This is a genomic window from Pararhodonellum marinum, assembly GCF_015354735.1.
In the GTDB taxonomy this organism is placed as follows: Bacteria; Bacteroidota; Bacteroidia; order Cytophagales; family Cyclobacteriaceae; genus Pararhodonellum; species Pararhodonellum marinum.
Map to the genome: position 1 here is coordinate 202,348 of NZ_JACEFJ010000008.1, position 12,481 is coordinate 214,828.

12 protein-coding genes and 1 tRNA gene are annotated in these 12,481 nt (G+C 41.0%); 1 reads left to right on the top strand and 12 read right to left on the bottom strand.

All coding sequences use genetic code 11. The features are described 5' to 3' along the window. Positions 1–212 precede the first annotated feature (212 nt). From H1A14_RS15455 to H1A14_RS15490, 8 genes are all read right to left on the bottom strand, one after another. A complete protein-coding gene (locus H1A14_RS15455; protein ID WP_194777174.1) occupies positions 213–746 on the bottom strand; it encodes a helix-turn-helix domain-containing protein in 534 nt (177 codons plus the stop codon). A 51-nt stretch (positions 747–797) separates the two neighbouring features. Then, the gene (locus tag H1A14_RS15460) at positions 798–1,247 is read right to left on the bottom strand and encodes a response regulator (RefSeq protein WP_194777175.1); all 450 of its coding nucleotides are present in this window, start codon (positions 1,245–1,247) and stop codon (positions 798–800) included. Further along, positions 1,244–4,735 (bottom strand): CheR family methyltransferase, encoded by a 3,492-nt coding sequence (locus H1A14_RS15465; protein WP_194777176.1) that lies wholly within the window; start codon positions 4,733–4,735, stop codon positions 1,244–1,246. The genes H1A14_RS15460 and H1A14_RS15465 overlap by 4 nt, the downstream gene beginning before the upstream one ends. A 504-nt stretch (positions 4,736–5,239) precedes the next feature. Beyond that, on the bottom strand, positions 5,240–5,821 hold the full coding sequence (locus H1A14_RS15470) for an SRPBCC domain-containing protein (protein WP_194777177.1): 582 nt from the start codon (positions 5,819–5,821) through the stop codon (positions 5,240–5,242). Between the two features lie 10 nt (positions 5,822–5,831). After that, positions 5,832–6,632: a hypothetical protein gene (locus H1A14_RS15475; RefSeq protein ID WP_194777178.1), complete on the bottom strand. Its 801-nt coding sequence runs from the start codon at positions 6,630–6,632 to the stop codon at positions 5,832–5,834. A gap of 4 nt (positions 6,633–6,636) precedes the next feature. After that, a complete protein-coding gene (locus tag H1A14_RS15480) occupies positions 6,637–7,416 on the bottom strand; it encodes an SDR family NAD(P)-dependent oxidoreductase (protein ID WP_194777179.1) in 780 nt (259 codons plus the stop codon). A 16-nt stretch (positions 7,417–7,432) separates the two neighbouring features. Next, positions 7,433–7,870 carry a DUF2147 domain-containing protein gene (locus H1A14_RS15485; RefSeq protein ID WP_194777180.1) on the bottom strand — a complete coding sequence of 146 codons (438 nt, stop codon included), beginning with the start codon at positions 7,868–7,870 and terminating at the stop codon, positions 7,433–7,435. Between the two features lie 48 nt (positions 7,871–7,918). Further along, positions 7,919–8,536, bottom strand: coding sequence for a TetR/AcrR family transcriptional regulator (locus H1A14_RS15490; protein WP_194777181.1), 618 nt, complete (start codon positions 8,534–8,536; stop codon positions 7,919–7,921). A 112-nt stretch (positions 8,537–8,648) separates the two neighbouring features. On the opposite strand from H1A14_RS15490, the gene H1A14_RS15495 reads away from it, so the two are divergent. Further along, entirely contained in the window at positions 8,649–8,897 is a 249-nt protein-coding gene (locus tag H1A14_RS15495; protein WP_194777182.1) for a hypothetical protein, read from the top strand. Between the two features lie 14 nt (positions 8,898–8,911). On the opposite strand, the gene H1A14_RS15500 is transcribed toward H1A14_RS15495, so the two are convergent. The 4 genes from H1A14_RS15500 to H1A14_RS15515 form a co-directional block, all read right to left on the bottom strand. After that, on the bottom strand, positions 8,912–9,790 hold the full coding sequence (locus H1A14_RS15500) for a diacylglycerol/lipid kinase family protein (RefSeq protein WP_194777183.1): 879 nt from the start codon (positions 9,788–9,790) through the stop codon (positions 8,912–8,914). A 70-nt stretch (positions 9,791–9,860) separates the two neighbouring features. Further along, positions 9,861–10,886: a phosphatase domain-containing protein gene (locus H1A14_RS15505; protein ID WP_194777184.1), complete on the bottom strand. Its 1,026-nt coding sequence runs from the start codon at positions 10,884–10,886 to the stop codon at positions 9,861–9,863. Positions 10,887–11,175: 289 nt separating this feature from the next. Further along, a tRNA-Asn gene (locus H1A14_RS15510) sits at positions 11,176–11,249 on the bottom strand. Positions 11,250–11,373: 124 nt separating this feature from the next. Next, positions 11,374–12,426, bottom strand: coding sequence for a DUF4421 domain-containing protein (locus H1A14_RS15515; protein WP_194777185.1), 1,053 nt, complete (start codon positions 12,424–12,426; stop codon positions 11,374–11,376). Between the last annotated feature and the right edge of the window lie 55 nt (positions 12,427–12,481).

Genomic DNA, 12,481 nt, shown 5'->3' on the forward strand with positions numbered 1-12,481 from the left:
AAAGTTAATAAAGCGTCCACCAGAAAAAAGAAACCCCACGACCCCTAAACCGAAAGATTTTTTTAACTACTCTTTCCGGTTACAAACTTATCACCCAATGTCTTGAGAGATCCGAAAGGTAAGATTCCGTTGGTTACGGCCAATAAACTAAACCAAAAACCAGACGCTGAAAATTCCAAAAAAAGGGAATTGAATGAAAGCGACCCAACTGTTTACTTTATCTGAGCCCGCCGCAATTCTTTCATTTGCTTAAAATAGGATGGAGTAAGGCCAGTAACTTTCTTGAATTGATTGGAAAGATGGGACACACTGCTGTAATCCAATTTGTAGGAAATTTCTGTTAGATTAAGCTCATTGTACAACAACAACTCTTTTACCTTTTCAATCTTATTGAAAATTATGAATTGCTGAATGGTGATTCCCATGACATCCGAGAACAGATTGGAGAGGTATGTATAATCATATCCTAGCTGTGTGCTGAGATGATCTGAAAAATTGACTTTAAGTAAGCTATCTGAATGGTGGATCAAAGTGATGACCTCATTTTTAATCTTATTGATCAGAATATTCCTTTTATCTTCAAGCAGTTCAAGCCCAATGTTTTTTAAATTGAGCCTCAGGGTTTCGATTTGCTGTCCGGTGAGTTTTTCAAAAATCTCTACTTCTCCCAGATTGACACTGGCATACTTGATGCCCAACTTTCGAAGTTCTTCCTTGACCACCAAGATACATCGAAGACTCACCATGTATTTGATATGTATTTTCTTAGTTTCCAATTTATCTGAATCTACTTGTTGTTAGGCCTTTAGAAGAAAATTGTCTTTGTTAAATGGGGGATCTTGGTATACTTTGGAATTCATTACGGCTTTTTCCAGCACCTTTTTTAATTTCTGAAAACTATTCGGCTTGTGAATATAAACATTGGCCCCATGGATGAAGGTGTCATCCATATCCTTTTCACTCGAAGAAGTAGAATAAATGGCGATTGAAACTTCTTTGAATCTACTGTCAGCCCTGATTTCTTTCAGGCAGTCCATGCCGTTTTTTTGTGGCATATTGATATCCAAAAACAAGACCTGGGGCAAATCCTCAGTTTTGGTATGGTGCAACAGGTTCATCAATTCAATTCCGCCATTTACAATTTCAATGGTTATACCTAAATCCAAATCAATAAATGCCTCTTTGAACAAAAGCCTGTCTGCTTCATCATCGTCTGCAAGTACTATTTTTAGCGGTCTCTCAATCATAATTTAGCCGGGAGGTATATATCAAAGATAGTTCCTTTATTTGATTCACTGGTAGCAAAAATAAATCCGTTGTGGTTGTCAACCACTTTTTTTACAATAGCAAGCCCTATTCCAGTTCCCGGATACTCATCTTTGCTATGAAGTTTTTCAAAAACTTCAAAAATTCTTTTGCTGTATTCCTGATTAAATCCAATCCCATTGTCTGAGAAGGTAATATGACAATAAGATTTATGGCTCATATTTTCAGAGATTTTGATGTCTTTTTTATTTAAAATTCGAGAGGAAATGATAATCTTAACCGGTTCATTAGGTTTGGAAAATTTCAATGAATTGCGTGTCAGATTCTGGATCAATTGCCTGAACTGAAATGGAATAACACTGATATCACACATATCATGGAGTTCAATGACAGCGTTTTTTTCTTCTAATTCCTCTTTCAACTCTTTTTCCACTTCATTGACAATCTCCTCAAGCTGAAGCGTTTCAAACTTCCTTTCTGCAGAACTGAGACTGGAAAAAGCCAACAGTTCTTCAATCAACAATTGCATCCTATTCGCTGATTTCTGCATATGAATAAAATAGGTCTTGCCGTTAGGCGACAGGTTTGGGAGTTCCTTTTCAAGGATTCGGTCGGCAAAAGTTTGGATTTTTCGGAGCGGTTCCTGTAAATCATGACTGGAGACATAGGCAAAAGCCTCCAATTCCTTGTTTATTTTTGCAAGGTCATCGTTTCTCTCTTCCAGGGTTTTGTTGGAATGGTCAAGTTGTTTCGTCCTTTCTCTCACTGCCTTTTCCAGTTTCAGACTATAACTTTGGGATTCCTTCATGTCCTTTGCATGGGTTTCCAACTCATCTTTTTGGACCTTTTCAGTTTCTGTAATATCATTGAAAGAAAGTAAGATCAATTGCTCCCCATGGCTTTTTTGAACAATGCGGTTTGAATTTAGCAAAAAGACCTTCTCTCCGATCCTTGGAAAGGAATGGGTCAGTTTAAAATTAACAAAAGAAGGATTTTTTGGTATGATCTGTTCGAGAAATTCTCTTAGCTTGGGAATGTCCCAGTTTTTGTCTTCGAGGTCAAAAAGGATTTTGCCTTCTAAGGCTTCCTTTTTCAACCCAAAGGTTCTATAAAAAGCATCGTTGGTTGTTTTTATCTGTAAGTCCTTATCCAGAACAATCAATGGTTCGTGTAGGGTTGAAATAATGGCCTTGGAATAATCGTAGGATTCGCTCAGCAGGTCATTTCGGGTCTGTAATTCCTGATTGGTGGTGATCAATTCCTCATTGGATGATTCTAGTTCCTCTTTAGAAGTTTCCAGTTCCTCATTGACTGTCTGAAGTTCTTCATTGCTGGATACAATTTCTTCGTTGGCACTCTGTAGCTCCTCGATAAATCCCTCTTGGTCATGGGCAAGTTCTACGGCTGCCTCATGTGAAGAGGCCAACTCTTCCTCAAGTTGATTGATTCTCTTTTCCTGGAGCTTGAACTGTGTACTCTGTCCATCTCCATTTCCTTTCATCTCCTTCAATCCCAAAATCTGCTCATGATGGGAAAATACCACCAGCATCAGCTGTTCCTCAGAAGCCAAGTGGAGCGGAGCTACTTCAATACTGATGATAAATGGGGCATTGTTGATGCTTACTTCAATTCCCCCTTTTCTGATGCGTTGATTGGTTTTAAATGATTTGGATATCAGATTTCGTAAATGAAAGGCAATTTCTTTTCTTACCAGTTTAAAGATATTCAGTGAGGCTTTACCAGCCACATGGCTAAAGTACAGGTCGGTATTGCCCCTGAACTGTTTGATTTCATGCTGTTGATTGATCACCACACAGGAAGGTAAAAAATCGGCAATGATGATGTCATCTATCGCCTCTGCAAGTCCCATACTTCGCTGTTTGTCATTTAATTCAGAGAAAGGGGAATGCACACCTTTATTTTCTGTATGGTTCGCAGAATGATTCTCTTTCTTAGGCATTCTCTTATTGGGCAAAGTAAACAGGAGGTTATCTGAGTTGCTTTTTTTCAGATAAATTTTAAACTTTTTGTCTAGTTGAGTAAATAAATGCGTGGAAGAACTGATGGTTTCTGCTTTTCCAAGCATCAGATAGCCGGTTTCGTTCAAGGCATAATGAAAAGTCGCTAGTACCCTTTTCTGTGCCAGATTGTCAAAATAAATAAACAGATTCCTGCAACTGATAAAATCTATTTTTGAGAATGGCGGGTCTTTGAGCACATTATGGGTGGCAAAGACACAGATATCCCTAATTGTTTTTGATATCTTATAATTGCCGTCATTCTTGGAAAAGAAACGCTGCAAACGTTTTGGATAAACAGATTCCAATTCACTTTTGGTATAGATACCAATTCGGGCTTTCGCGATGGCTTTTTCACTCAGGTCTGTGGCAAACATCTTGATAGGAATGGGTTGATCCATCTTTTCCTGAACCTCCAGAATCATCATGGCAATGGAAAAAGCCTCCTCACCAGACGAGCAGGCCGGTACCCAGATGCGCAGCGACTCACCGGCTTTTTTTGATTTCAGGAGTTTTGGAATCAAAAATTCCTTCAAAAATTTATAGGTATCAGAATCTCTGAAAAAACTGGTTACATTGATCAACAAGTCCTGATAAAGAATATCCAGTTCTTCTTTTTTTTCGCCGATCAATTCTAAATAGGTTTGTAGGTCATCCACCCGATTGAGCAGCATTCTCCTCAAAATCCTTCTTTTGATGGTCCTCATTTTATATGCCGTAAAATCTACTCCAGTAGATTGAAACAGCGCGGACAGAATTGCCTTTAATTCGTGATTGTCATCATTGATCAGATCCTCCTCTCTGCTTTTGAGCTCATCATTTCTCACCAATGGATGATTACTTAACCTGTTTAACTCCTCAGCAATTTCTTTTGGAGACAAGATAAAATCCACAATCCCGGCAGAAATAGCTGATTTGGGCATGCTGTCAAATTTGGCCGTCTTATCTTGGGCAAAGGTAAGTCCCCCATGCTCTTTGATAGCCTTCATCCCTATGGTTCCATCGGTTGCACTTCCACTCAAGACAACCCCTATGACGTTTTCGTGATGGGTTTTAGCAAGTGAAGAAAAAAGAATGTCTATAGGGAGATTGAATTTGGGACTTGCGGGTCTTGGTCTTAAAATGATATGACCATAGTCCACCGATATTTCTTTATCAGGAGGAATGATGTAAAAACTATCAGGCTTAATCAACACCTTGTCCTCCACCTCCCTTACATCCATGGAAGTTATTTTGGACAGCAGGGGGGCAAGCATGCTTTTATGGTCAGGCTTAAGGTGCTGTACATAGATAAATGCCATGCCCGTCTCAGGGGACAGGTATTTCAATAATTCAGAAACCGCTTCAAGACCACCCGCAGAAGCACCGATAGCAACTACCGGAAATACTGCCGCTTCAGAAGAAATTGGCATAGCATCCTTACCCTTACTTTTATTCCCGGATTGCTCCATTTTATGATTTTTAGACTGGGTGGGCATATACACGGCTGAATACAATAGGTGATACACCAAAAACCTGCCTATGAAGATACGAAAAATACACTTTGGTACCTAAACATAAAATAAGGCATGCGTACAATCAGTAAAAGATGTAAAAATTAGTTGGTTTTTTACAAAATCACGAAGACCTCTCCCATCAATCTGCAAAAAGTGGCTTTTGATCTGTATGGCCACACCACCTTAATAAGACCCTAATCCACCTCTTGACCACTTTGAAATTTTAAATCCATTTCAATACCTCCACCCAAAATACCCTCTTCCGACAGTCATAGTGTGGCTTAAAGTGAATTCGCTACACTTCCCTCAAAGAGCGATTCTTATCCACCTATTCACCACCTACAATTTTACAACATTTACACAAAAATATCCTGTGTCGTCAGTCATCGCTCCGCTCAAAGAGAAAAGACCTAAATACCAACCTGAAAGTGTAACAGGGTAGCGCCGCAAAAAATACGATCAGTTTATTTCAGCGCTACTTTGGGCAATCAGCTCTGCTTCCTGTTTCAATACATACAGCCAATTATCATGTTGTTTCCTTAATTTGTTGGGTAAAAAAATCTTTTGAAGTTTTGCCAGGGACCCGGTTTGGGACTCATCCGTGATGACTTTACAGCCTGTGGCCGTGGGAAAAATAACCCAGGCATGCATCCCCTGGATTTTCTTTTCATTGAATTGCCAGGAAAGTGATCGGTAAGGTTCAAACGCTACGATCTCGTTGTTGAGCGATTGACCCATTGAATTCCAGAACACCTTGGCGTTTGGTGACAAGGCTGTTTGGGAGCTGTCTTCAAACTGTATATTCTGAATACCGTCATACCATTCCATCCAGTCCTTTGCATTGACCAGTAAATTCCATACGATTTCAGGGGAAGCATTGATTTCAATTTCGTTGTGGACATAGAAATCGCTTGCTTTTGGATCAAATTCAGCAGGCCAATCGATCAGGTTTTCAGACTCATTGTATTTTTTGGAACTGCTTTGAGCCAATAAGTTGAATGCCATAAGGATCAGGACAAGGGAAGAAAGAATGCTTTTCATGATTGATGATTTAATGGTGAGTGATTTCTGTAGTTTTTTTTTCTTTATGTAAGGGAAACATGGGTTTGCCTTTGAGCGCCTGCAGCAAAGTAAAAGTTGCCAAAGCCCCATAGACTATCCCAACCAACCAAACAGCCTTGGTATTTTTAAGGAGATAAAAAGCTAAGACGGGTAATACCTGTAAAGCATGCATGCCGATGAAATGAGCAATCCTCAGATCTCCCACCTTTCTGCTCCAACCTACGATGAAAAGATCGGAATTGTCATTTTCCAGCCCAACCGTATGGCTCGACCTGCCCCCCATCAGGAAGCCCTCAAAAGCAAAAATGACAAAAATCAATATGCCAAGCCGAATGCCCCACAGGTAGTGGACAGGCAAGTCAGGGATGTCCTGAACGAAAAACAGGAGTCCGATGTAGGCAGTATATACCGTGACCCCTGTAGCCGCAAGGGCCATCAGGGAAAACATCATGGAATGGAAAGCACTGCTGTTGTTGTAATGGGATGGCTGACCCTGACTTGCCTTGAGGGTGATGTACGCGATCTCAAAACCCAATAAAACAATGACCACCCAATTGAAGGCCTGCACATTGAAGACGGGCAAATAGTAGCAATACCAGGCCATGGCCCAGGCAAACAAAAAGGTGGAAAAAGCAAACTTGAAAGGCTTGTACCAGGCATTTACCTGATAAAGCTGCGTTTGCGAAATCCTCGTCATGACCAAAAAGAGCACGGCAAAAGCCAAACACAACAACCCAAAAATGAACAAAGTTTCATTCCTGAACTTCAATTCCAAGAGAAAGGCTTTCATACAGTCAAGAGGGTATGCTGGCCAGGTTCTTCTTGATCCGCATCATGATCACACCCGGGGTAATCCGAGGGAGATTGGTCAAAAACCAATTCATTTTTCCAACTACTTTCTTTCCCTTGCCGTGCAACAAAAGGTGAACCCCTTCCTTGGCAACCGTTTGGGGTGGGACCGGTTTATTGGCACTCATGGCATTGGTTTTCCGCATTTCTGGGGTATGGAAAGGAGTCTCCACCGTACCCGGACAAAGGGTGGTCACAATGACCCCGCTCTCTTCCAACTCGGCTGCTATGGTTTGGGAAAACGCCAACACAAAGGATTTGGTGGCTGAGTACACCGAATAATAAGGAAAGGGCAAAAAGGATAAGATGGAAGCTACATTCATGATTCTTCCTGACTTTCGCTTTGCCATATCCCTTCCAAACAACTTGGTGAGCACCATCAGGCTGCTGATGTTCAGATTCACCATATCCAGTTCATGGTCCAGCGAAGTTTCCACAAAGTCCCCATATCCCCCAAACCCTGCATTGTTGACCAAATGGCTCACCAGCAGGTTTTTGGATTTGGTTTCTTCATAAAGCGTTTGGGCATTGATTGGATTGGAAAGGTCTTTTGAGATGGCGTGGACCTCGACCTGATAGTTTCTGCTGAGCTCTTGTTGTAATTGCTCCAGTTTTTGGAGGCTCCTTGCGACCAAGATCAGATTGTATTTCTTTTGGGCCAGGATTTTGGCCATTTCATAGCCAATACCGGATGAGGCACCGGTTATCAGGATGTATTCTTTCATGGTTTCTATGTTTTGTTTATTTGAATCTTGACCATGTTTCTGATCTCCCAAATAGGGAAATGCCCACATAGCCCCTTACTTCTAACTTGTCACCCGATTTTAAGGTGAGTTTGCATGAATAGGTTTTACCGTCCTTAGGGTCATAAATGCTGCCCTCGCTCCAGGTGTTTTTGCCATCGAATTTGAAATCCTTCAGTATGGTCATACCCACCAAATTCTTCCCCCTTAATTTGGGATCAGGGTTATTGGAATCTTTGGTATCCCCACCCGTTCCCCAAGTGATTTCTCCAAAGTATCGGTCTTGGGATTTGTAGATGTTAAACTTCGCGTTTCCCTCCTCATTGACCCATTCACCGAGGATAGCATCTGCTTTTTCATTGGTTGGAGAATGCATGAATTTTCCAACTAAACCCGGGAACAGCACCAGCATCGAAATTGAAATTAATTTCATCATATGAATATTGTTTAAATTATGAACATTGTTCATTAAAGGGCAAAAAAATTATTTTTTGTCGATTAATGCCACAAATTCTTCGTAAGCCTTTTCCATCATCGTTTCAGGATTATCCAAATTCACCCCTTTGACTCTTTGACTGATATGTAAGGAACACATCCCGTGCACCGTACTCCAGATCACAAACGAAAGCGGTTCCAGCTGATGCCCATCAAAATGGCCCCTTTCCATACATTGCTGTACGTTATTCAACAGGACATCAAAGGTAGCCTTTCCCTCATTCCACTCCTCTTTGTGCATAGAGTCCAGAAATTCCATGGGTGCCCTCATGTTGAACATCAGGTCATACATGTCAGGATTATCCATCGCAAACTCCAGATAAACCCTTCCGAGGGCCTTCAGCCTTTCCATTGGATCAGAAACGCTGTTTAAGATCCGCATCGCCCCGCCCAACTGTCCAAAGCCTTGGGTATGGAGTTCATGGAGGATGTCGTTTTTATCCTTGAAGTAGACATAAACCGTCCCCACGCTATATTCAATGTCCTCAGCTATCTTCCTGATCGTAACCTGATCGATGCCCTTTTTGACAAATAACTTTTTGGCCGCATTTAAAATCAAAGATTTGATCTCTTCTCTCTCTTTGGCTTTGCGTTCGGAAGTCCCCATTGATTTCAAACTCTTTGTCAAATATAAATGAACACTGTTCATTATTCCAAACTTTTTATAAAAAATTTTTAAAAAGCTTTTAAAAAGCTTTTAAAGAAAGTAACTAAAACAAATGAAAAGCCTCAATAAAAGTATCCGGTTAATCTTAAATGATAAAAAAATGTATGTACGCAATGATGCCAGGAAAAAGGTAATTCAATATAATTCTCGCCAGCAAACTGAAATGTCCGGTACATCCCTGTCCGACGACAGGCGGGCCTGCCCGACGACGGCGGGGGATTTCCGACTTCGGACTTCCGACCCGTTTGAAGAAGAATATTGGGTTACTGGCAAAGAAGCGGATATTCAAAAAAAAATATAGTTTTCCTTGCTAAGTCAAGTTGCCAAATTACTGTAAAATTCAATTTTCATCTTTTTTATTTGGATATGTACCATAGCCTCTTGTTTTTTCATCTCGCCATCTATATGAAATTCAGCATTTTCAAGATTTCCGATAGTAACTTTATCCCCACTAAAGGTCTGCACAAAGTCCAAATCTGAAAAGTCTTCCTTGAAAAATCCCCCGGTGAGTGCCATCCACTCTCTAAGACTGTCGGGGTTGAGGACAATGATTTCAAATTTCCCATCATCCATTTTTCCCATAGGATTGATTTTTGCGCCGGTTCCATACCTATCTCCATTGGCAATGACCAGCATCTTGGCGTTGACCTGTTTTTTTTCTCCATTTAGTTCCAGCGAGAAACTATATTTATTGTCTTCAAATAACTGAGCTACAGAATTTTTAAAATAACTTCCCATTCCCCTTTCATCACTTTCTTCGAATTTTTTGATCAGGGCCGCATTGAAACCGAAATCGCATACATGAAGGCATATCTCGCCATTGACATCCAGTACATCCATCTGAATGGTTTTTCCCGACTGCAATGCCCGCATGCTGTCTTCCCAGGTCTCTATGCCGAGACAGGCACTTAGACCGTTGGCCGATCCAAATGGGATGGGAAGAAAGGGAGTGGGTAAGCCATACAGTTGGGAGGCCACCAGCTTGATGGTTCCATCACCACCACCTACCATGACAAGGTCAAAGTTGTCCTTTTTTAGCAGTTGTTGAATGGATGCTTCATCGTCATTTCCGGTGGTATGCCATACTGATACTGAATAGCCTGACACCCTCTGGCATATTTGATCTATCAGCTCTTTTTGGTTTTCAAGATTTCCGGCTGTTGGATTTACTATAAATAAGGCGCTTTGACCCATGATGTTCCCGATAAATTTTTATATAAATCATCAAATGCCGTTCCCAAAAATCCAAAAAGAAATTAAAGATTCAGAGGAAATTTTTCGCATGGGCTATGGCCTCTGAGGAATGCTGCACCCATGCAATGGGAATTTCCGGGTTATATTGATTCAGTAGAATTTCCCTTTCCTTATCTACCTTTTTTATTCTCCGGATATATACAGCTTTGACGCGGTCAGGATACTTTTCGATTATTTCAGTGTACAGCTCCGGATCATGTTGCCCACTGTCCCCGATCAGGATAAATTTCATGGGAGAGAACATGGACATGAGCAATGAAATCTTCTCCAGTTTGTGGTCATGGTTCCCCCCTCCTGATTTCCAGATGTTTCTCAGGTTAACATGGGGGTCTTTTAACAACAGGGGGCCTTTGGGAATTTTTCTGTAATTCAGAAAATCCTGAATCAAGTCAAAAAGATTCCAGTCGCTGCTTGAAACATAAAATACCGGATAATGCCCCTGTTTGGTCAAAAGTGTATAGAAATCGCTCACTCCGGGAAATGGCCGACGGGTATAGGCATTCTTAGATACTGACAACCACAGCTTTTTTCCCAATGAAGTGGCGTGTGAAATGATGATCGTATCATCGATATCTGAAATAATGCCTATGGGATGTTGTGCTGAAATGCGGGAAATTTCAACCCGTTTGGTTTTTTCTTCCGCTGTGATTCCTTCATCTTCCAAAAGGGTAAGCATAGCAAAATCTGCTTGACCCTCTGGAGGGGCTGGGATGGCCCATCGCTTTTCAAACAGGCCTTCCAGGTTGCTGACCATAATTTCTTCCCTCCCCTGGTATGCCAAACTTACCCGCGCATCGGGAATACTGCTACCTGCATACCGTCTTATAGATGCCAATACATTTTGCAAAGCATTTTTCTTACTGGAAGGGCGGCTTTGCTTGTAGGCTTCGATAATTCTTCCTTTAATGAATATTTCCTTATCATTACCAAAAGCCAGGAAGAGTTCCATCCGGACGAGATCCAGTTTTCCTATTTTCCTTTTGAATTTGGAAAAGGCATAGCGAAGGGGGAAAGTTAGCCAGCGGAAGATGTTCATCTGAAATGTTTGGTTAGCATGGTATCAAAACCTGAACCAAGAATAAATATAGAATGAACTTCTAATTTATGTATTTAATTGAATCTCTTGGCCGTATCACTCAGGATTGTGGCTGATTCGCATCACTTGAGTCAAAAGAAGACAGTATACACTTCAAAATGTGACACTTTACATTTCATGTTCCTCTTGGGCTCGAACCAAGGACCCTTTGATTCATCCCGCAAGTGCGGAACGCTTATCAACTGATTCCTCTTCATAAAAAAAGCCCTGCATTGCTGCAAGGCTTCTGCTCCTCCTCTTGGGCTCGAACCAAGGACCCTTTGATTAACAGTCAAATGCTCTAACCAACTGAGCTAAGGAGGAATTTGTGATAAATGATCAACCCTTTCGGTTAATGTGACGCAAACTTAGCAGGTTGTTTGATTTTTTCCAAGCTACTGACATAAAATTTATCCACCCAAGTATTATTGCACTCATGTTCAAGGCTTTAATTGATTAATAAATTCAGTGGATTGTACTTGTCAAATTGTCGCCTGAATTTGGGCCCGGGATCGAAACGGTAAATGAAATTTATTCTGTAGTTGCCAGTCATCAGGCTATTTTGAAAACCTGAATTTTCTGCCAAGCGGATATTGTTGTGCACGATGTTGGCATTGATCGACCATTTATCGTTGTTATAACCTACAAATGCCCTTCCAAAAAAATTGGGATTGAACCTCCAGGATGAATTTCTCAAAGCATCGCCATCCAGAGCAGTATATCCTACGGACAGGTTGGCGCTTGCCGAAACGGTAATAAAAAAATACTTTTTGAACACCAATGTATAGGCAGCCCCACCGCTAGGCCCAATCTCAAAGAAATTGATGTATTGAAACTCTCTTTCAGCACCTGTCAAATCCCTTGACGGCAACAGGGTACTGTCTCCTCGGACACTTCCTGCATACCACTCCATACCATAGAGGAAAGTTCCTGCGGATTTAATCTGACGCTCATTTTGTTGGAAGGCTGCTCGATAGGAGAACTGCTCCGGATTACTGAGAAATTGAAAGGAGGCTCCTAATTTTATGACCCGGATATCAGGCCTCAAAAAAAACTCGGATCCCTCAGGAGCAAACTTCCTGGATGGCAATAAATGATAGCCTCTATAGAACTGAGCGAACAAATCAATCACATATTTTTTGGGATATATGTGCGCCTGAAGATCAAGATATCGAGTATTGCCAAGTCCTATATCCCTATTCATAAACCCAAAACCATAGGCAAGATTCAATGTGAAAAAATCGTAAGTCGCACCAATGCCAAGATTATGTGTGGTGTTTGGCCAAAACAGTGCCTTTTCCCCACCAATCTTGTCTTCCATCTCCAAGGCAGTATACTTCCTTGACATATACAACCTACTTCCCAACAGTTTGGGATAAGTGATAAAATATCCATTCACTGAGTCTTTTTCAGGCAAGCTCTCGTCTTGAGCTGAAGCGGGAAAATCAAAAAAGAAAAATAAAAACCACAAAAACACAAACCCTATTAAATATTTTATCATCCTACTGCTATTCTATAACCTGAGTCAAATTTTAAACCATAAAAATACAAATAAC